At 73.5% G+C, this 19,428-nt stretch carries 17 protein-coding genes; 14 read left to right on the forward strand and 3 right to left on the reverse strand.

The window, feature by feature from the left end; translation table 11 throughout:
- Nucleotides 1-28: 28 nt before the first annotated feature.
- Together IEY56_RS04170 and IEY56_RS04175 are read left to right on the forward strand one after the other, a co-directional pair.
- Nucleotides 29-865, forward strand: a complete 837-nt coding sequence (locus tag IEY56_RS04170) for an aldo/keto reductase (RefSeq protein ID WP_308424111.1) — start codon at nucleotides 29-31, stop codon at nucleotides 863-865.
- Between the two features lie 233 nt (nucleotides 866-1,098).
- Entirely contained in the window at nucleotides 1,099-2,274 is a 1,176-nt protein-coding gene (locus IEY56_RS04175; protein ID WP_189035667.1) for a S1 family peptidase, read from the forward strand.
- 141 nt (nucleotides 2,275-2,415) lie between these two features.
- Here the strand turns inward: IEY56_RS04175 and IEY56_RS04180 are convergent, their stop codons facing one another.
- Nucleotides 2,416-2,721 carry a 4a-hydroxytetrahydrobiopterin dehydratase gene (locus IEY56_RS04180; protein WP_189035668.1) on the reverse strand — a complete coding sequence of 102 codons (306 nt, stop codon included), beginning with the start codon at nucleotides 2,719-2,721 and terminating at the stop codon, nucleotides 2,416-2,418.
- Nucleotides 2,722-2,956: 235 nt separating this feature from the next.
- Here IEY56_RS04180 and IEY56_RS04185 point away from each other — a divergent pair, with 235 nt between their 5' ends.
- The 10 genes from IEY56_RS04185 (at nucleotide 2,957) to IEY56_RS04230 (ending at nucleotide 14,061) form a co-directional block, all read left to right on the forward strand.
- Nucleotides 2,957-3,715, forward strand: a complete 759-nt coding sequence (locus IEY56_RS04185; RefSeq protein ID WP_229711616.1) for a helix-turn-helix domain-containing protein — start codon at nucleotides 2,957-2,959, stop codon at nucleotides 3,713-3,715.
- Nucleotides 3,716-3,940: 225 nt separating this feature from the next.
- Nucleotides 3,941-5,107 carry a LacI family DNA-binding transcriptional regulator gene (locus IEY56_RS04190; RefSeq protein ID WP_189035670.1) on the forward strand — a complete coding sequence of 389 codons (1,167 nt, stop codon included), beginning with the start codon at nucleotides 3,941-3,943 and terminating at the stop codon, nucleotides 5,105-5,107.
- A complete protein-coding gene (locus IEY56_RS04195) occupies nucleotides 5,101-6,387 on the forward strand; it encodes an extracellular solute-binding protein (RefSeq protein ID WP_189035671.1) in 1,287 nt (428 codons plus the stop codon). The genes IEY56_RS04190 and IEY56_RS04195 overlap by 7 nt, the downstream gene beginning before the upstream one ends.
- Before the next feature lie 17 nt (nucleotides 6,388-6,404).
- Nucleotides 6,405-7,319, forward strand: a complete 915-nt coding sequence (locus IEY56_RS04200) for a carbohydrate ABC transporter permease (RefSeq protein WP_189035672.1) — start codon at nucleotides 6,405-6,407, stop codon at nucleotides 7,317-7,319.
- A 39-nt stretch (nucleotides 7,320-7,358) separates the two neighbouring features.
- Nucleotides 7,359-8,165 carry a carbohydrate ABC transporter permease gene (locus IEY56_RS04205; protein ID WP_189035846.1) on the forward strand — a complete coding sequence of 269 codons (807 nt, stop codon included), beginning with the start codon at nucleotides 7,359-7,361 and terminating at the stop codon, nucleotides 8,163-8,165.
- Between the two features lie 76 nt (nucleotides 8,166-8,241).
- The gene (locus IEY56_RS04210; protein WP_189035847.1) at nucleotides 8,242-9,258 is read left to right on the forward strand and encodes a glycoside hydrolase family 130 protein; all 1,017 of its coding nucleotides are present in this window, start codon (nucleotides 8,242-8,244) and stop codon (nucleotides 9,256-9,258) included.
- 103 nt (nucleotides 9,259-9,361) lie between these two features.
- On the forward strand, nucleotides 9,362-11,035 hold the full coding sequence (locus tag IEY56_RS04215; protein WP_189035673.1) for an alpha-amylase family glycosyl hydrolase: 1,674 nt from the start codon (nucleotides 9,362-9,364) through the stop codon (nucleotides 11,033-11,035).
- 229 nt (nucleotides 11,036-11,264) lie between these two features.
- On the forward strand, nucleotides 11,265-12,284 hold the full coding sequence (locus tag IEY56_RS04220; RefSeq protein ID WP_189035674.1) for a PHP domain-containing protein: 1,020 nt from the start codon (nucleotides 11,265-11,267) through the stop codon (nucleotides 12,282-12,284).
- A gap of 118 nt (nucleotides 12,285-12,402) precedes the next feature.
- Nucleotides 12,403-12,795 carry a YrhK family protein gene (locus IEY56_RS04225; protein ID WP_308424112.1) on the forward strand — a complete coding sequence of 131 codons (393 nt, stop codon included), beginning with the start codon at nucleotides 12,403-12,405 and terminating at the stop codon, nucleotides 12,793-12,795.
- Nucleotides 12,796-12,990: 195 nt separating this feature from the next.
- The gene (locus tag IEY56_RS04230; RefSeq protein ID WP_189035675.1) at nucleotides 12,991-14,061 is read left to right on the forward strand and encodes a fatty acid desaturase family protein; all 1,071 of its coding nucleotides are present in this window, start codon (nucleotides 12,991-12,993) and stop codon (nucleotides 14,059-14,061) included.
- Here the strand turns inward: IEY56_RS04230 and IEY56_RS04235 are convergent.
- Nucleotides 14,007-16,397, reverse strand: a complete 2,391-nt coding sequence (locus IEY56_RS04235; protein ID WP_229711592.1) for a phage holin family protein — start codon at nucleotides 16,395-16,397, stop codon at nucleotides 14,007-14,009. The two genes, IEY56_RS04230 and IEY56_RS04235, sit on opposite strands and share 55 nt — an antisense overlap.
- Nucleotides 16,398-16,601: 204 nt before the next feature.
- Between IEY56_RS04235 and IEY56_RS04240 the strand changes: the two genes are divergently transcribed.
- Together IEY56_RS04240 and IEY56_RS04245 are read left to right on the forward strand one after the other, a co-directional pair.
- A complete protein-coding gene (locus IEY56_RS04240; RefSeq protein WP_189035676.1) occupies nucleotides 16,602-17,399 on the forward strand; it encodes an MBL fold metallo-hydrolase in 798 nt (265 codons plus the stop codon).
- Complete coding sequence (locus IEY56_RS04245; RefSeq protein ID WP_189035677.1) at nucleotides 17,399-18,115, forward strand: DedA family protein; 717 nt, start codon at nucleotides 17,399-17,401, stop codon at nucleotides 18,113-18,115. Before IEY56_RS04240 ends, IEY56_RS04245 begins: the two co-directional genes overlap by 1 nt.
- Nucleotides 18,116-18,229: 114 nt before the next feature.
- On the opposite strand, the gene IEY56_RS04250 is transcribed toward IEY56_RS04245, so the two are convergent.
- The gene (locus IEY56_RS04250; protein ID WP_229711593.1) at nucleotides 18,230-19,417 is read right to left on the reverse strand and encodes an MBL fold metallo-hydrolase; all 1,188 of its coding nucleotides are present in this window, start codon (nucleotides 19,415-19,417) and stop codon (nucleotides 18,230-18,232) included.
- Nucleotides 19,418-19,428: the final 11 nt, after the last annotated feature.

A 19,428-nucleotide genomic window follows, 5' to 3' on the forward strand; every position in this document is an offset into this window, starting at 1 on the left:
CCCGATCCGACGTGAGGACCGAAAGCTCGTGAGCAACGTTCCCGCCATCACCCTGAACAACGGCAGCGTCATGCCGCAGCTCGGCTTCGGCGTCTGGCAGGTGCCCGACGACGAGGCGGCGCGCGCCGTGGGCACGGCGCTCGAAGCGGGTTACCGCAGCATCGACACGGCGGCCGTCTACGAGAACGAGCGCGGCACCGGCCAGGGCATCGCCGCGTCCGGCGTGCCGCGCGAGGACGTCTTCGTGACGACCAAGCTGTGGAACTCCGAACAGGGCCACGACTCCACCCTGCGCGCTTTCGACGCTTCGCTGGAGCGGCTCGGGCTGGACTACGTCGACCTGTACCTCATCCACTGGCCCATGCCGGACACCGGCAAGTACGTGGACACCTGGAAGGCGTTCGAGAAGATCTACGCGGAGGGCAGGGCGAAGGCCGTCGGCGTCTCGAACTTCCACGAGCCGCACCTGCGGCGGCTGCTGGAGGAGACCGGCACCGTCCCGGCCCTCAACCAGGTCGAGCTCCACCCGCATCTCCAGCAGAGCGCTCTGCGCGCGTTCCACGCGGAGCACGGCATCGCGACGGAGGCCTGGTCCCCGCTGGGCCAGGGCAAGGAGCTCCTGCAGGAGCCGAAGCTGAAGGCGGTCGCCGAGAAGCACGGCAAGACGGCGGCTCAGGTGGTCCTGCGCTGGCACCTCCAGGTGGGCAACGTCGTGATCCCGAAGTCCGTCACGCCCGCCCGCATCAGGGAGAACATCGACGTCTTCGACTTCGAGCTGGACGCGGGAGACCTGGAGGCCGTCGCCGGCCTCGACTCCGGCACCCGGCTGGGGCCCGACCCGGACTCGATGCACTTCACCGGCTGACCGCCGGGCGCAGAGCGCGCCTGCAGATCCGACGCCGACCGCACCACGGCCGGACGCCGCTTCCCCATGCACCACCGGGGAGCGGCGTCCGGCCGTCGCGCTGTGTGCCCCTCCTCCGGGCGGCCGGCGGCGTGCGGCCATCTGGTCCACGCACAGGTGGTGCCGCCCGCACCGCGGCCGGACGCTGAAGCATGGGCCGGTCACGCCCGTGCACCAGCGAACGAGGAGAGCGCATGCCCCGTAAGGTCCCTGTCCTCGCCGCCACGGCCATGGCCGTCGGCGCCCTCGCCATCGGCTCCCTGCCCGCCGCCGCAGAGCCCTCTCCCCCCGGGCAGTCGCCCACCGGCGACACGGCCCCGGCCCCCGAGGTGGCCCCCGGGATGCTCAAGAGCATCAGCCGCGACCTGGGGATCACCACGTCCCAGGCCAGGACGAGGCTCGTCAACGAGCGGAAGGCCGCGGCCGTGGAGAAGTCCCTCCGCGAGCGGCTCGGGTCCCGCTACGGGGGCGCCTGGGTCACCGGGTCGACGTCGAAGCTGACCGTCGCCACGACCGACCGGCGCGACACCCGCGTGATCACCGCCGCCGGCGCCGCAGCCGAGGTCGTCGCGCACAGCCTCGCCGAGCTGGAGGCCGCCAAGCAGGCCCTGGACCGTACGGCGCTGAAGCGGACGCCGCGCGCCACGTCCGTGTGGGCGGTGGACGTGCAGTCCAACAGCGTGCTCGTACGGGCGGGGCAGCCCGCCGCCGCCAAGGACTTCCTCACCAGGAGCGGCGCGGCACCGGAACTCGTCCGTGTGACGCAGTCCGCGGAGCGGCCCCGTCTCTACGCGGAGGACCTGCGCGGCGGGGAGGCGTACTACTCCAACGGTTCCACGCGCTGCTCGATCGGTTTCGCCGTCACCAAGGGCGGCAAGGACGGCTTCCTGACCGCCGGGCACTGCGGCAAGGCGGGTGCGAAGACCACGGGCCACAACCGGGCGGCGCAGGGCACCGTACGGGCCCGCTCGTTCCCCGGCAACGACTACGGGTGGGTCGAGGCCGACAGCGGCTGGCGGGCGACGCCGTACGTGAAGGGCACGGGCGGCGCGAACGTGACCGTCTCCGGGTCGCAGCAGATGCCGCCCGGCTCGTCCGTGTGCCGCTCCGGCTCCACGAGCGGCTGGCGCTGCGGCACGATCGAGCAGCACGGGGCCACCATCACGTACGAGGAAGGCACCGTCGAGGGGCTGACCCGCAGCACCGTCTGCGCCGAACCCGGCGACTCCGGCGGCCCGTTCATCTCCAGCGACCAGGCCCAGGGGACGACGTCCGGCGGTTCGGGCGACTGCTCCCTCGGAGGCACGACGTACTACCAGCCGGTGAGCGAGCCGCTGAAGAAGTACGGCCTCACCCTGAAGACGGGCTGAGCGCGAGGACGGGACCTTCCGGCCCGGCCGCTCCGACGGGCGGCCGGGTCCGGTACGTCCACTCCCCGGCACGTCCGCACTCGTGGGCAGCGCACGGCCGGGCGGCTGCTCCTCCCGGTCGGCTGCCGGGCCGGACAGCGGTCAGCTCGCGCCGTGCCCGGGGGCGATCTCCTCGATACGGCGTGCCAGTTGGACGTCCTTGTCCGTGACCTTCCCGCCGGCGCTGTGGGTGTTCACCGTCACCGAGAGCTTGCTGTAGCCCAGCGACATCTCCGAGTGGTGGTTCAACTCCTCCTGGATGGCGGCCACATGGACGACCATGGCCGCGGCCGGCAGGTGCTTGGCGAAGGAGTACGTACGCGAGATGCTCTCGCCGTCCGTCGTCCAGCCGGGGAGCCCGGCCAGTGCTTCCTCGGTCTGCTGCCGGCTCAGAGCTTCAGGTGCCATGGGGTTCCCGCTTCCTTCTCTCGAGGTCTGACGCCAGGGTAGGAGCCCGCCGCCTCCCGTGCCCGGCGGACGGCCCGCGGCACCGCACGCGCCGTAGACTCGGCGCATGACGAACGCCCGGCCGGCTGCCGCAGGAGAGCACGGCCGCGGCCCCGCAGCCGGACCGGGCGGGGGTACCGGGGACGGCCCGGGCTCCCAGGGCCAACTGGGCGCCGCACGCGGCGCGGTGGGCCCGATGCTGCGCCGCTGGCGCGAGCGTGCGGGGCTCAGCCAGCTCGAACTCGCCCTGCGCGCCGACTCGTCCAGCCGTCACATCAGCTTCGTCGAGACGGGCCGCGCCGTACCCGGAAAGGACACGCTGCTACGGCTCGCCGAGCATCTGGACGTCCCCGTCAGGGAGCGCAACTCGCTGCTGCTGGCGGCCGGTTACGCACCGCACTACCCCACGACGCCGGCACGCTCCCCCGCCCTCGACGCGCTCCGCGCCGACCTGGAGCGGACGGTCACGGCCTACGAGCCGTACCCGGCGCTCGCCGTCGACGGTACGTACGAGGTGATCGCGGCCAACCGCGGCATCGCGATGCTGCTGGAGGGCGTCCCCGGCGAACTGCTCGCGCCGCCGCTCAACGCCATGCGCGTCACCCTCCACCCCGAGGGTCTGGCACCGCGCATCCTCAACTTCCGGGAGTGGCGCGGCCATCTGCTGCGGCAGATGGAACGGCAGCTCGCGCTGGTCCGGTCCGGGGAGCTGCGCCGGCTGTACGAGGAGGTCTCGGCGTACCCGCTGCCGCCGGGCGGCGAGGAGAGCGCGGGCGGCGACAGCCCCTTCGCGCTGCCGCTCGTCATCGGGCACGAGGGCCGCCGGCTCTCGTTCCTCTCGACGATCACCACCTTCAACACACCGGTGGACGTGACCGTCTCGGAACTGGCGGTGGAGGCGTTCCTGCCGGCCGGGCCCGAGACGGCCCGGGAGCTGCGCCGGCTCCTGCCGTAGCGCGCGAACTCGCGCCGCATACGGGCAGTCGGACGTCCGGGCAGGGATGCGCCCCGCCCGGCGCGTTCCGGGCCCCGGGGGAGAAGATTCGCCGCACCCGTTGACACCCCGCATAGCCATCCGATTAAGTGCAGGCATTGCGCGGGAGTTAAAGCGGTTTAAACGCAACATAACGCCCGTCACCACGCATTTGGCCAACCGCCGACGCAGAGACAGGCCCGCTCCATGGCAGCAAGAGACCGGCGTCCCACCATCGCGGACGTGGCGAAACTCGCCGGCGTGTCCCCGAGCGCCGTCTCGTTCGCGCTCAACGGCCGCCCGGGTCTGGCGAAGGACACCAAGGCGCGCATCCTCGCCGCCGCCGCCGAACTCGGCTGGCGCCCGAGCCGGCCCGCGCAGGCCCTCTCCCACGGGAAGGCCGGGGCGTTCGGCCTCGTCCTGACGCGGGAGACGGACGCCATCGGCGCCGACCCGTTCTTCCCCGCCTTCATCGCGGGCGTCGAGTCGGTCCTCTCCCCCAGGGGCGACTCGCTCGTCCTGCACGTCACCGGCCCCGGCGACGAGGCGGCGGCGTACGAGCGGCTGGCCGCCGACCGGCGCGTCGACGGCGTGCTGCTCACCGACATGCGGGTCGACGACCCCCGGCCGGCTCTCACCAGGAGCCTGAGCCTGCCCGCCGTGGTCGTCGGCGACCCGGACTGCGCGCAGGGCCTGTGCGCAGTCAGCCTGGACGACCGTCCCGCCTTCACCGGCGCCGTCGCGCGCCTCGTGGAGCTGGGGCACCGCCGCATCGCCCACGTGGCCGGGCCGCAGGAGTTCAGGCACTCGCGCCGGCGGCAGGCGTCGTGGGAGGAGGCCGTCCGCGCGGCGGGACTCACCCCCGGCCCCGTGCTGCCGGGCGGGTTCACCGCGGACGGCGGCGCGGCGGCGACCCGCGAACTGCTGGCACTCGGCGACGCGCGGCCCACCGCCATCGTCTACGCCAACGACCTGTCCGCGACCGCCGGTCTGGCCGTCGCGCACGAACTGGGCCTGGCCGTGCCGGGGGACCTCTCGGTCGTCGGCTACGACGACACACCGCTCGCCGCCTACACCCATCCGCCGCTGGCCTCGGCACGTGCGGACGCCCTCAGCTGGGGCGCCGCCGCCGCCCGCGCGCTCGACGAGGTCGTCGCCGGGGGCCGCGCCGACGACGTCGAACTCGCCCCCGCCGAGCTGCTGCCGCGCGCCTCCATGGGCCCCGCACCGGCCCGTACGGCTCCCGCCGGGACGGCTCCCGGCAGCCGGTCGCCGGCCGGAGCCCCGCTGCCCCGCCCCGCGTCCGCCGGGGACCGCACGACTCCGGGTGCGCCACCCGCAGCCGGACCGACAGTACGGAGTGAGCCTTGCTGAGGAAGACGGCAGCGGCGCTGCTGGCACTGGCGCTGACGGGCGCGAGCGCCGGCTGCGCCCGTACGGCACCCGACAGCGCCGCGGCGGCCACCTCGCGGGGCCCCATCACCGTGTGGCTGTCGAACAACGCCCAAGAGGTCGAGTGGGGCGAGAAGATGGTCGCCGACTGGAACAGGGCGCATCCGCGGGAGCGCATCAAGGCGCAGCAGATACCGGCCGGGAAGACCTCCGAGGAGGCGCTCAGCGCATCGATCGTCGCGGGCAACAGCGCCTGCCTGGTCTTCAACACCTCGCCCGCCTCGGTGCCCCAGTTCCAGAAGCAGGCCGGCCTCGTCCCGCTCGACGACTTCCCGGGCGGCGAGCGCTACGTCACCTCGCGCACCGGCGAACGCGCCGACCAGTACCGCTCGGAGGACGGCAAGTTCTACCAGCTGCCGTGGAAGAGCAACCCGGTGATGATCCTCTACAACAAGAAGCTCTTCGAGAAGGCGGGGCTCGACCCGGAGAACCCCCGGCTCTCCACGTACGAGGACTTCCTGGACAGCTCCCGCAAGATCGTCCGCAGCGGCGCGGCGAAGGCGGCCATCTGGCCCGCGCCCAGCAGCGAGTTCTTCCAGTCCTGGTACGACTTCTACGCGTCCTTCATCGCGGAGAGCGACGGGAAGTCCCTGGTGAAGGACGGCAAGCCCCAGTTCGACAACCCCGCCGGCCGCAGGGTCGCCGAGTTCTGGCGGAGCGTCTACCGCGAGAAGCTCGCCCCGCAGGAGCTCTTCCCCGGCGACGCCATGGCGTCCGGCAAGGCCGCCATGACCATCGCGGGCCCGTGGGCGGTCGCGGCGTACAAGGACAGCATCGACTGGGGCGTCGTCCCCGTGCCCACCTCGGAGGGCCGCTCCCTCGACGAGACCAGCACGTTCTCCGACGAGAAGTCGGTGGCGATGTACAGCGCCTGCGAGAACCGCGCCACCGCCTGGGACGTGCTGAAGTTCGCCACCTCCAGGAAGCAGGACGGCCGGTTCCTCGACGTCACCGGCCAGATGCCCATGCGCCCGGACCTGCTGAACACCTACAAGCCGTGGTTCGCGAAGAACCGCGACTACCGCGCCTTCGCCGAGCAGGCGGACCGCACCGTCGAGGTGCCCAGCGTCGCCGGCTCCATCGACATGTGGCAGGCGGTGCGCGACAGGTGGACGGCGTCCGTCGTCTTCGGCCGTGAGCGGCCCGTACCGGCGCTGCGCGAAGCCTCCCGCGACGTCACCAAGATCCTCGACGAGTACTGACGGATACCGAGGTCCCGATGAGTCTCCCCCTCATATCGCGTGCGCCCGGGAGCGGGCGCCGGACGCGCAGGCTGCCGCTGGGCGCCCTGTTCGCCTCCCCCTACGCGCTCTTCCTGCTCGTGGTCTTCGCCGTGCCGCTCGGCTACACGGTCTGGATGTCCTTCCACCGCTTCTACTTCACCGCGCCCGGCGCGGAAGTGGACGCGCCGTGGGTCGGGCTGAGCAACTACCGGGACGTCTTCACCGATCCGGTGGTGCAGCGGTCGTTCTTCAACATCGCCGTCTTCCTCGTCATCAACGTGCCGCTGACGGTGCTGCTGTCCCTGGTCCTCGCCTCGGCGCTCAACTCGAAGCTGCCGCTGCGCTCCTTCTTCCGGGCGGCCTACTACCTCCCGTACATCACGGCGAGCGTGGCGCTCGTCGCGGTATGGAGCTACCTCTTCGGCACCGACGGGCTGGTCAACCACGCGCTGGGCGGTCTGGCGCCCGACCCGTCGTGGCTGGTCAACTCGTCGCTGGCGATGCCCGTCGTGGCCGTGTTCGTGACGTGGAAGAACCTCGGCTTCTTCGTGATGCTCTACCTCGCCGCCCTGCAGAGCGTCCCCGGGGAGCTGTACGAGTCGGCCGCCGTGGACGGCGCCGGGCGCGTCCGCACCTTCCTGACGGTGACGGTGCCGGGCGTACGGCCCGCCACCACCCTCGTCACGGTCTACGCCATCATCACCGGCTCCAACCTCTTCAGCGAGCCGTATCTGCTCACCGGCGGCGGCGGACCCGACCACGCCTCGGCCTCGCCGGTGCTGGTCCTCTACCAGAAGGGCATCGAGCAGGCCCACCCGGACTTCGCCGCCGCGCTCGGCGTCGTGCTCGTGCTGTTCGTGGTGGCGCTCTCCCTCGTCGCCCGCAGGTTCACCGAGAAGAAGGAGGGCTGACACGTGCAGAGCAGCCGCAGTTCCGGCGGGCCGCTGAGGATGGCCGTGCTCCTGCTGGGCGCCGTCGCCTTCCTCTTCCCGTTCCTGTACATGTTCGGCGAGTCGCTGCAGAAGGCGAACACGGGCGAGCTCGGCTCCGTCCTGCCGCGGCCGGGCAGCAGCGGCACCCAGAACTACGAGGCCGTCAACGGCGCGGTCTCGCTGGGCACTTCGCTGATCAACTCGGGTGTCTTCACGATCGGCGTGCTGCTGTGCACGCTCGTCCTCGGCGTCCTCGCCGGATACGCCCTGGCCCGGCTGCACTTCCGCGGGCGCGGCACGCTCTTCGCGACGCTGCTGCTGGTGCAGACCGTGCCCTTCCAGCTGCTCATGCTGCCGCTGTACGTGCTAGTGGTCAGGGACTACGGCCTCGGCGACAGCTACCTGGGCATGATCCTGCCGTTCGCCGTCAACTCGACGGCCGTCTTCCTCTTCCGCCAGTTCTTCCTGCAGCTTCCGGCCGAGCTCTTCGAGGCGGCACGGATCGACGGCGCCGGCGAGTTCCGCGTCCTGTGGCGCGTGGCCCTCCCCCTGGCCCGTCCCGCCCTGCTGACGGGAACCCTCCTCACCTTCATCGGACCGTGGAACGAGTTCCTCTGGCCGTTCCTGGTGACCAAGGACGCCGACATGCAGCCGCTGGCGGTCTCGCTGGCGGGCTTCATGAGCAACCTGCGCGGCACCGTCGACAACCCGACGGGCGCCGTCATGGCCGGCGCCTGCGTGCTGGCCGTCCCCGCCGTCGTCCTCTTCCTCCTCTTCCAGCGCCACTTCACCCAGACCGACATCGACTCCGCAATCAAGGGCTGATCGCACAGTGAACGACCGCACCGCATCCCCCGCCACCGACGGCATTCCCTACCGGCTCGTCCGCGCAGGCGTGGTGATGTCGCCCTCCCCCGGGGACCCGCTGGAAGCGGAAGGCGTCCTCAACCCCGCCTCCGGACGCACGGAGGACGGGACCCTGCACCTGCTGCCCCGCCTCGTGGCGGAGGGCAACGTCTCGCGCGTCGGCCTCGCCGAGGTGGACCTGACGGACGGCGTCCCGACGGGCGTCACCCGGCGGGGAGTCGTGCTCGCACCCGACGCGGGCTGGGAGCGCGGCAAGAACAACGCGGGCGTCGAGGACCCCAGGGTGACGTGGGTCCCGAGCCTCGGATACCACGTGATGTCCTACGTCGCCTACGGGCCGCTCGGCCCCAAGCCGGCGCTCGCCGTCTCCAGGGACCTGCGCGAGTGGCGGCGACTGGGACCGCTGCAGTTCGCGTACCAGCCCGAACTGGACGCCGACGTCAACCTCTTCCCCAACAAGGACGTCGTGCACTTCCCGGTGCCGGTGCCCGGCCCCGACGGCGCCCCCGCCTACGCGATGCTGCACCGGCCCATGTGGGACCTCGGCTGGCTGCGGCCCGGTGAAGGCGTGCACCTTCCGGCGGGCGTGACCGACGAGCGCCCCGGCATCTGGATCTCCTACGTGCCCGTGGCCGAGGCCGAGAAGGACATCACCGCCCTGACCCGGCCGCGCGACCACCGTCTCGTCGCGATGTCCGAACACCCGTGGGAGAGCCTGAAGATCGGTGCCGGCCCGGCTCCGATCCAGGTCGAGGAGGGATGGCTGTTGATCCACCACGGCGTCTCCGGAAGCATCGAGGACCCGTTCGCGCAGAACCAGAAGGTCAGTTACGCGGCGGGAGCGATGATCCTCGACCCGGCGGATCCCGCGAAGGTCCTCGCCCGCTCCTCGGACCCGCTGATGGCACCGGAGACCGAGGAGGAGCGCTCCGGGACGGTCCCGAACGTCGTCTTCCCCACGGCGATCGAGGAGATCGACGGCGCCCGGTACGTCTTCTACGGCATGGCGGACGCGCACATCGGCGTGGCCCGGCTGGAGCGCACGGAGTGAACCTCCCGGCACACGGGCGCTGTCGCTCCGGTGGCCGGCCGCTTCCGGCCGCCGGAGCAGAGCACCGTCACGCGCCTCCGCCCTGGGACGGGAGGGGCGCCGCGTGAACCGCGCCGCGGACCGGGACGGCGCGTTCGGCGCGGACGCCGCGCGCGAATGGTGGCGCGGCGCCGTCTGCTACGAGATCCACCCGCGCTCCTTCTCCGACGCGGACGGCGACGGCATCGGCGACCTGGACGGCGCGCGGCAGCGCCTGCCCCACCTGCACCGGCTGGGCGTCGACGCGGTGTGGCTCACGCCGTTCTGCCCGTCGCCGCTCGCCGACGCGGGGTACGACATCAGCGACTACACCGCGGTGGCCTCCGACGTCGGCACGGTCGCCGGCCTGGACGCCTTCACCGCGGAGGCCCACCGCCTCGGCCTGCGCGTCCTGGTCGACCTCGTCCCCAACCACACCTCCCACCGGCACCCCTGGTTCCGCGAGGCACTCGCGGCGCCGCCCGGCACCCCCGCCAGGAAGCGCTACATCTTCCGGCCCGGGCGCGGTCCCGGCGGCGCCGAGCCGCCCAACGACTGGCGCTCCGCCTTCGGCGGCCCCGCCTGGACCCGGACGCCCGGCGGCGAGTGGTACCTGCACCTGCACGCCCCCGAGCAGCCGGACCTCGACTGGCGGAACCCCGAGGTGCACGCCGAGTTCGAACGCGTCATGCGCTGGTGGCTCGACCACGGCGTGGACGGCTTCCGCGTGGACGTCGCCCACGCCCTGTTCAAGGCCGAAGGGCTGCCCGACGCGGGCCCCGGCCAGCACGAGGACCCGGCGCGCAACCACCTCATGCCCTACTACGACCAGGAGGAGCTGCACCCGCTCTACCGGGGCTGGCGTGCCCTGCTGGACGGCCACCCGGCGGGTCCCCCCGGCTCCTGCGCGCCACGGGAGCGGGTGCTCGTGGCCGAGGCGGCCGTCTTCGAACCCGCGCGCCTCGCCCGCTACGTGCGCCCCGGCGAGATGCAGCAGACCTTCAACTTCGCCTTCCTCGAAGCCGATTGGGACCAGCGGCAGCTCCACGGAGTGATCGCCGCCTCGGCCCATGCGATGGAGTCGGTCGGCGCCCCCGTCACGTGGGTGCTCTCCAGCCACGACTCGGTGCGCCCGGTCACCCGGTTCGGCGGCGGCCGCACCGGACGGCGGCGGGCCCGCGCCGCCGCGCTGCTGATGCTGGCGCTGCCCGGTACGGCGTACGTCTACCAGGGCGAGGAGCTGGGACTCCCCCAGGCGGACCTTCCCGACGAGCGTCTCCGCGACCCCGTCTGGGAACGCTCGGGGCGCACCGAGCGCGGACGGGACGGCTGCCGCGTGCCGCTGCCGTGGTCGGGGAGCCGCCCGCCCTACGGCTTCTCCCGTGCGGCCCCCGGGGACTGCTGGTTCCCGCAGCCGGACGGCTGGGCGCACCTCACCGCCGAGGCGCAGGAAAACGACCCGGAGTCGATGCTGTCGCTGTACCGCGACGCCCTGCGCATCCGCCGCGAGCACCCCGTGCGGCCGGGCGACGTCCCGTTCCGGCTGCTGAACCCGCCCGGCGCCGGCCACCTGGCCTTCGACCGCGGCGGGCTGCGGTGCGTCGTCAACTTCGGGCCCGGCCCGCTCCGGCTTCCCGCGGGCTCCCGAACGCTGCTCGCCAGCGACCCGGTGCCGGACGGCGAGGTGCCCGCCGACACGGCGGTGTGGCTGCCCGCCCCGGCGGACGCGGCGGCTCCCGCCGTGGCCTCCGCGGACTGACGTCCGGGCGGCCGCGCTCCGGACCGCACGCCGACGCTCCTCCGCCTCGTGCACCCGTTCACGCAGCGCTGCACGGCTACGGCGCGACAGGGCGGCGGCGGTACGGCCCCGGACCGCACGCCCCCGGCCCGTCTCGCCGGGCACGGGGGCGTGCGGTGCAGCACCGTGGAAAGGAGCAGGGTGAGCAGCGCGCGGAGAGACGCACCGCGCGCCGTCGAGGAGGCGAGCGTTGGATCCCCGGACTGCACTGGAGCGGATCGCGTTCCTGCTGGAACGCGAGCAGGCCCCCACGTACCGGGTGCGGGCCTTCCGCACCGCCGCGGACGTACTCGCGCAGCTCACCCCGGACGAGGTCGCCGAACGGGCCTCCGCCGGGTCGCTGGAGTCGCTGAAGGGCGTAGGCCCGAAGACAGCCCAGGTCGTGCGGGAGGCGCTGCGGGGCGACGTCCCCGGCTACCTGGCGAAGCTGGAGTCGGAGACCGGGACGGTGTCCCAGCCCTCCGGCGAGGCGGGTGAGCTGCGCGGGGCGCTGCGCGGTGACTGCCATCTCCACTCCGACTGGTCGGACGGCGGCAGCCCGATCGAGACCATGGCGCGGACGGCCGCGGAGCTCGGGCACGAGTGGGCGGTCCTGACGGACCACTCACCGCGGCTGACGGTCGCGAGGGGGCTCTCGGCGGAGCGGCTGCGCGAGCAGCTCGCGGTGGTGGCGGAGGTCAACGAGCGGCTGGCGCCGTTCCGGCTGCTCACCGGCATCGAGTGCGACATCCTCCTGGACGGTTCGCTGGACCAGGAGGAGGAGCTGCTGGCGGAGCTGGACGTCGTCGTCGCGTCGGTCCATTCCAAGCTGCGGATGTCCCGGCCTGACATGACGCGCAGGATGCTCGCGGCGGTGCGCAACCCGCTCGTCGACGTGCTGGGGCACTGCACGGGGCGGCTGCTCTCGGGCAACAGGGCGCGTCCGGAGTCGGAGTTCGACGCGGAGGCGGTGTTCGCGGCCTGCGAGGAGTCGGGAACGGCCGTGGAGATCAACTGCCGTCCGGAGCGGCTCGATCCGCCGCGCCGGCTGCTGCGCCAGGCGGTGGACGCCGGGGTGTTCTTCTCGATCGACACCGACGCGCACGCGCCCGGCCAGCTCGACTGGCAGATCAACGGCTGCACGCGTGCAGTGGAGTGCGGTGTCCCGGCCGGACGTGTCATCAACACCTGGGGCGCGGACGAGCTGCTGAGCTGGGCCCACGGCGGCTGACGCCCGGGGCGTGCCGCTACGGCCGCGTCTGAGGCGGGCCGCCCGCCCGCGGCCGGGACGGCGTCCCCAGCCGGGGCCGGGCGCCGGACGTCGCCGGTTCGTCCACAGGAGGAGACAGGTGTCCCAGCCGAACGACCACGCGCACGGCAACCGGGGAGACGGGGAGGACGGGGGCGGAAGCAGCCCGCACGGGCAGCGGCGTGCGCACGGCCGCGCGCACGGGGCCGGTGAGCGGGAGCCGTCCCTGAAGATGCGCATGGAGCGCGAGGAGCTGATGCTCCGTCAGCGCTACGAGTACGCGTCCATCGCCAACGACATCCTGATCGCGCTGTGGTTCCTGGCGGGCAGTGTCATGTTCTTCTTCACCGCCTGGCAGACGGCGGGCACCTGGTGTTTCGTCATCGGCAGCGTGGAGCTGCTGGTCAGGCCCGTGATCCGGCTGGCCAGGCGCATCCATCTGCAGCGCAGGCATGGCGGCGGCTACGCACACGAGTCCCCGCAGGACTTCTGACAACGCCCGCCGCACGGTCACGCTCCCGCACGGACACGCTGCGGGCGGGGCACAGGGCGGCGGGCCGAGGACGGGCGGGCGGAAAGCGGAGGAAGGGGGTGGACGTAGCACCACCCCCGCCCTGAGGTCCGCACCCCCGGCGGGAGGCCTGCTGCGCGGCTGTCCGCGCACACCGGCCGCCGGGAGCCTTGTCCCATGACGACAGCGTTCGCGGAACCCCCAGCATCCTCAGCTCCGGACGCGGAGCCGCACCGTGGCAGCGACTTCGCCCGGCTGTCCCGGCGCATAGCCGACGCCGGGCTGCTGCGGCGGCGGCCCGGCTACTACACCGTCCGTCTCACCCTCGTGGGGCTCGCCCTCTCAGCCGGATGGACTGCGTTCTTCGCCCTGGGCGAGAGCTGGTGGCAGCTCGCGGTCGCCGCGTTCCTGGGGCTGGTCTTCGGTCAGCTCGCCCTGGCCGCCCACGACCTGGCACACCGGCAGGTCTTCTCCGGCCGCAGAGCCAGCGAGACAGCGGGACGGATCGTGGGCAACCTCGGCGTGGGCATGTCGTACGGCTGGTGGATGAACAAGCACACCAGGCACCACGCGAACCCCAACCACGAGGAGCTGGACCCCGACGTCGCACCCGACATCCTCGTCTGGTCACGGGACCAGGCACGGGCGGCGAAGGGGCTGCCCGGGTTCATCGGACGCCACCAGGCCGCCCTCTTCTTCCCGCTGCTGACGCTGGAGGGCTTCAACCTGCACGTCTCCAGCGTCCGGGCCCTGCGGCAACCGCACATGAAGCGGCGGCTGCTGGAAGGGGCTCTGCTGTTCGCGCATCTGGCCGGCTATCTCGCCGCGCTCTTCGCCGTGCTGCCCGCCGGTATGGCCGTCGCGTTCCTCTTCCTCCACCAGGCCGTCTTCGGCGTCTACCTGGGTTCGATCTTCGCGCCCAACCACAAGGGCATGCCGACGCTCACGGGTGACGACCGCCCCGACTTCCTGCGCCGCCAGGTCCTCACGTCCCGCAACGTGACGGGCAGCCGGCTGACGGACGTCGCTCTGGGCGGGCTCAACCACCAGATCGAGCACCACCTGTTCCCGAGCATGCCCTCACCGCATCTGCGCCGCGCACGGGTCATCGTCCGCGAGTACTGCGCCGAGCTGGGCATCCCCTACCACGAGACGGGGCTCGTCGCGTCGTGGCGTGAGGCACTGCGGCACCTTCACGAAGTGGGCGCGCCCCTGCGTGAGGAGCGGCGGTCCCCGGCGTCGTCCTGAGAGTCCCCGCCCTCGGGCCGCGCCGGCCGGCCGTCCTGGCCGGGCGGCTCGAGGGGCCCGGGCACCCGGGCGTCATGTGAGGGTCCCGGGACCGGCGCGAGGGCGTCCGGGCCCGGCACGTCGGCCATCCCCGTCACATCGCCCGGCCCTGTCGCGTCGCCCGCCGCCGGGCCGCCGGTCACCGGCGCGTCGTCGTGCCGCGCCCCCTGGCCCGCCCGCGAGGCGTCCTCGGAAGCGGCGCTGCCGGGTACGGGCTCCTCCGCGGCCTCGTTCAGCCAGCGCCGCAGCACGAGGTGGAGCCGTTCCGCGCCCGTAAGTTCCTCGCCGTCCCCGGCCGCAGCGGACAGCTCGACGGGAGAGAGCAGGAAGCCCTGGCTCTGAGGTCCGCCCAGGCCGCCGTGGGAGCCGATCTGCTCCTCGAACGCGTGCACCGCTCCGCTCTCCGGCTCGACGACCGAGTTGACCATGATGTCGGGCACGTTGCGGAACCCCGCGGTGCGGCGGACCGCCTCCACCGCCCCCGGCCCGAACGGCGCGAGCGGGTCGCTCCCTCCGACGACCTCACCCGAGTCCAGCCGGTGCGCGCTGCCGTCCCTGCCGAGCACGACGGGCCCGTGCTCCTCGCTGTGCACGAGCAGGAAGCCGATACCCGGATGGTCCGCCAGCGTCCGCAGCAGGGCGGGATGCCGCCTGTCCATCTGCTCCATCGACATGCGGCCCGGCACGTCGGGGAAGGAGACGAGGCCCAGGTTGCCCGAGGCGAGCACCAGCGGACCGGCTCCGCGATGCGGCCTGGCGCCGCCGCTCCGCAGCAAGCCGTCCTCCGGCCGGTGCAGCGCGGCGCGCGCCGCCTCGCGCGCCTCCGCGCCGCTGGGCGTGCGCCCCGCCGAGCGCGAGACGGACAGTCCGCAGCCGGCGCGTACGAGGTCTTCCAGCGTGAGCCCGTACGCGCCCCGGAACGTCTCCCCCGGACTCTGGCCGTGATCGGAGAGGAAGACGATCCGGTACGGCCGGGGCGCCCGTTCCGCGGCCTTGGCGATCAAGGCGAGCGACCGGTCCAGCCGGCGCAGCACCAGCCGGGCGTCCCGGCTCCGCGGCCCCGAGTGGTGGGCGACCTCGTCGTAGGCGACGAGGTCGGCGTAGACGGCGGTCCGTCCGCTGAAGACGTCCCCCAGCACCGAGGCGACGACGACGTCACGCTGCACCACCGTGGCGAACGCCCTGATGAGGGGGTAGAGGCCGCCCCGGCCGACCCGGGGCCGCTCCTTGCGCAGGCGTGCCCGCGTCGACTGGACCGTCTCCCGCAGCACCTCCGCCACGAAGGAGACGGCGGTGCGGGTGGCGTTGGCCGGGTCGGAGAAGTAGGCGAAGTACCCGGCGCGGGAACGGTTCTCCCGTCCGCGCCGCGCGGCCACCGACAGGACGAGGGCGACCTGCCCGGCGCCGCCGCTGAAGAGGTTTCCGCGGCTCGCGCCGTCCTGGGCGAGCAGACCGCGGTCGCCGGTCTCCTCCACGGCGCGCCGCTGCAGTTCGGCGGCTCCGCTCGGCCGGTTGCTGACGATCACCTCGCCCCGGTCCTTCTCGTACCAGCGGAAGGCCGGAACGTCCCCGTTGTAGCCGTAGAGGATGCCGAGCTGGCTGGCCCCCGTCTGCGACGACCAGTCCGTGCGCCAGCGGGCGAGGCGGTGCGTGGGGCCGTGCATCGCGGCGAGCGTGGGCATCAGCGGAGGCTTCCCGGGAGCGCTCCGCAGGGCCTCCCGCAGCATGTCGTGACCCAGCCCGTCGAGCTGCACGAAGACGGTGCCCGGGGTGCGCGGCCCCTCGCCGGCGCCCTCACGGCGGCGGCGGCGGTCGGCGAGGCGGGCGAGCCGGCGGCGGTAGGCGCCGTCGTCCCGTACGGCCAGCGCCGTGCTCGTCGCCGAGGACGCCGCCGACATCACCGCCGCGACGACGACCGCGGTGCCCGGGTCGGCCGAGCCGCGCCCGTACGGCACGAGCGACAGCGCCAGCCAGAGCAGCGAGCCGTTGAGGAAGAACACGAGAGCGCCCAGGACGAGGGCCGGGACCAGCAGCAGGGCCCGGACCAGCACGGGCCACACCAGCGCGCTCAGCAGGCCGAAGACCCCGGCCCCTATGGCGGCGGTGGTGCCGATGAACGTCGCGCTGCTGCCTCCGGGCGACTGGAGGCGGAAGTCGGGCAGGACGCCCGCGAGTACCAGCAGGGTGAGAGTGCTCACCGTCCACACCGCGAGGACCCGCAGCGCGGCGGCGCCCAGGTTCCGCCAGCGTCCGGGCGCCCGCAGGGGCAGGATCGAGGGAAACATCCACAGTCGCATGCTTCCTCCCAACTCCGCGCAGGCCCTTACGGACACGAGAACCCGCCCAACACGCGGGATAATCTCCACTTTTTCACATTCCGGGGTACGGCAGGCCCGCGCCCTCCCGGTGGCCGGGACCCGGCGCATACCCTCGCCGCAGAGCGGGAACCGGTCGTTCGGCCGCCGTTCCGGCAGGCCGCACGGCAGCGAGGAGGAACCAGGGTGCCGGTGGAAGTCACATGGTGGGGGCACGCCACCACGTCCGTGCGCGACTCGGGAGTGACCGTCCTCACGGATCCACTTCTCGTGCGGCGCATGGCGCACCTGCGCAGGCGGCGCGGAGAGCTGCCGCCCGCATCGGCCACCGTGGCGGACGTCGTGCTCGTCTCCCACCTGCACGCCGACCACCTCCATCTCGGCTCGCTCGCCCGCCTGTCCCCGCAGACCCGGGTGCTCGTCCCGCGCGGAGCGCTCCGCGCCGTCCCCGGGCTGCGGCGGCTCGCTCCGCTCCTGCGGCTGGAGGAGGTCTCCGCCGGCGACGCGGTGGTGGTGGAAGGCGCCGGGGGCGGCGAAGGCGGTCGCGTGACGGTCCGCGCGGTGCCCGCCGCGCACGACGGACGCCGTCTGCCCTACGGCCCGCACCGCGCGCCCGCTCTCGGGTACGTCGTGGAAGGAGCGGCCCGCACCTACTTCGCAGGGGACACGGGCCTCTTCGACGGCATGGCGGAGGCGGTGGGAACCGTCGACGTCGCGCTGCTCCCCGTCGGCGGCTGGGGACCGTGGCTGGGCGAGGGGCACCTGGACGCGGGCCGGGCCGCCGAAGCGCTGACGCGGCTGCGCCCCCGCTACGCGGTGCCCGTGCACTACGGCACGTACTGGCCGATCGGCATGGACGCGGTACGGCCGCACGAATTCCACTCCCCCGGGGACGAGTTCGCGCGGAAGGCCGGGCAGTCTGCGCCCGAGGTGGCGGTGCACCGGCTCGGGCACGGCGAGAGCATACGGCTGGAGATGGTCTGATGACCGTTCAGCTGACGCTGGAGGTATGGGGCCCGGAAGCATGGAACCTGGCCGCCGGAGGGCACGCGGCCGCCGGCTGGGAGGGCGGGGCCGCGGCCCTGGTCCCGGGGGAACCGACGCAGCAGGCCGTCACCTACCCGGCGCTGTTCCTGCTGGTCGTGGTCGGTTCGCTGGTGCCCGTCATCCCGACGGGCGCCCTCGTCAGCGGTGCGGCGGTGGTGGCTCTCCACCAGAGTGTCCCGGCGCTCTCCCTCGCGGCGGTCTTCGGCATCGCGACGGCCGCCGCCTTCCTCGGGGACGTGACGCTCTACTCGCTCGGCAGGCGCGGCGTCGGTTCGCGGAACGGATCGCGGTGGCTGGAACGGCTGCGCGCGCACGCCCCTCCGGACCGTCTCGAACAGGCCCAGCACAAGCTCCGGGCGCACGGGGTCGCCGTGCTCGTCCTGTCGCGCCTGGTACCGGCGGGACGCATCCCTGTGATGCTGGCCTGCCTGCTGGCGCGGATGCCCACGCGCGAGTTCGTGCACGGCAACGTCCCCGCGTGCGTGGCCTGGACGGTGACGTACGGGCTCATCGGCATCCTCGGCGGCGTGCTCTTCCCGGAGCCGTGGGAGGGGCTGGTCGCGGCGATCGCCCTGACCGCGCTGATCAGCGTGGCGCCTCCGCTGTGGCACCGGCTGCGGAAGCGGACGCGCAAGGAGACGCCGGCACGCTGAGACGGAGGCGGAGGCGCGGACGGACGGCGGGGCCTCCGGCTCGCAGCCCCCGCCGCCCTTGCCTCCCTCACGCGCGCCGCGCGGGCTCCCCTCGGCGACGGCGCGCCGGGCGGCTCACCGCTGCTCCCGCAGCACACGTGAGGCCCCGACGGGAAGGTCCCACAGGTCCTCGCGGGGCCGTCCCGTACCGGCCCACGCCGCTCGCACGCGCTCCAGCGGCTCCATCGGGGGCTCCCCGGACAGCAGGAACGTGCCCCAGTGCATGGGTGCCATGGCCCGCGCCCCGACGTCCTCGCACGCCCGTACCGCCTCCTCCGGGCTGGTGTGCACCGGTCCGAGCATCCAGCGCGGCTCGTAGGCGCCGATCGGCAGCAGCGCCAGGTCGATGCCGGGGAAGCGGCGGCCGATCTCCGCGAACCAGTGGCCGTATCCGGTGTCGCCGGCGAAGTAGACGCGGCGGCCCCGCTCTTCGGTGAGCATCCAGCCGCCCCAGAGCGACCGGCAGGTGTCGGTCAGCGTCCGCCGGGACCAGTGGTGGGCGGGTACGAAGTCCACGCGTACGCGGCCGCCGTCCGGTCCCGGCAGCTCCGCCCCCTCCCACCAGTCCAGGTCGGTGACGCTGGTGAAGCCCCGCTTGCGGAACCAGCGCGCCAGACCGGCCGGCACGAACACGTGCGTGTCCCGCGGCAGCCGCCTGACGGTGGCCGCGTCGAGGTGGTCGTAGTGGTTGTGGGAGATGACCACGGCGTCGACGGGCGGCAGGTCCTCCCAGGCCACGCCGACCGGGGTGACGCGGGCGGGCGTGCCCGGGATGCGGCGCGACCAGACGGGGTCGGTGAGCACGGTCAGTCCACCGATCCGCACGATCCAGCTCGCGTGCCCCGCCCAGGTGACGGCGACCGTGGCGGCGTCCGCCCCGGGGAGCGGACCGGGTTCGCGGGGGATGTCCGCCACCTCCCGCAGCGCGTCGGAGGAGGGCCGCAGCGCGCCCTCGCGGGCGACCCGCGCGAGCGCGCGCACTCCCGGGAGGGGGGACGTCAGGCGGTCGGCGAAGGAGCGCGGCCAGAGGCGCCGCGCCCCCAGCGGCTGCGGTGCGGGCGGAGCCTGCGGGCCGCCGGTGTCCTCGCCCGTCCGGGCCGGCGTCCGGGGCCGGCTGCCGGCCCGTGCCCGGGGAGGACTCTGCGGACGGTCGAGCGGACGCCTGCGGGGCTGCTGCTGCGAACTCCCGGGCGGGTTCCGCGGAGAGCCCTCGGGCTGGCTCTGCGGAGAGCTCTCGGTGTGCGTCTCATGCTCTGTCAGCATCCGGTCCGGTT

The organism is Streptomyces daqingensis (assembly GCF_014645895.1).
GTDB classification, from domain to species: Bacteria; Actinomycetota; Actinomycetes; order Streptomycetales; family Streptomycetaceae; genus Streptomyces; species Streptomyces daqingensis.

Coding starts and splice junctions, on each gene's coding strand:
- IEY56_RS04190 (WP_189035670.1), top strand. CDS start 3,941: ATGGCAGCAAGAGACCGGCGTCCCACCATCGCGGACGTGGCGAAACTC.
- IEY56_RS04210 (WP_189035847.1), top strand. CDS start 8,242: ATGTCGCCCTCCCCCGGGGACCCGCTGGAAGCGGAAGGCGTCCTCAAC.
- IEY56_RS04175 (WP_189035667.1), top strand. CDS start 1,099: ATGCCCCGTAAGGTCCCTGTCCTCGCCGCCACGGCCATGGCCGTCGGC.
- IEY56_RS04230 (WP_189035675.1), top strand. CDS start 12,991: ATGACGACAGCGTTCGCGGAACCCCCAGCATCCTCAGCTCCGGACGCG.
- IEY56_RS04200 (WP_189035672.1), top strand. CDS start 6,405: ATGAGTCTCCCCCTCATATCGCGTGCGCCCGGGAGCGGGCGCCGGACG.
- IEY56_RS04235 (WP_229711592.1), bottom strand. CDS start 16,397: ATGCGACTGTGGATGTTTCCCTCGATCCTGCCCCTGCGGGCGCCCGGA.
- IEY56_RS04180 (WP_189035668.1), bottom strand. CDS start 2,721: ATGGCACCTGAAGCTCTGAGCCGGCAGCAGACCGAGGAAGCACTGGCC.
- IEY56_RS04250 (WP_229711593.1), bottom strand. CDS start 19,417: ATGCTGACAGAGCATGAGACGCACACCGAGAGCTCTCCGCAGAGCCAG.
- IEY56_RS04185 (WP_229711616.1), top strand. CDS start 2,957: ATGCTGCGCCGCTGGCGCGAGCGTGCGGGGCTCAGCCAGCTCGAACTC.
- IEY56_RS04245 (WP_189035677.1), top strand. CDS start 17,399: ATGACCGTTCAGCTGACGCTGGAGGTATGGGGCCCGGAAGCATGGAAC.
- IEY56_RS04205 (WP_189035846.1), top strand. CDS start 7,359: ATGGCCGTGCTCCTGCTGGGCGCCGTCGCCTTCCTCTTCCCGTTCCTG.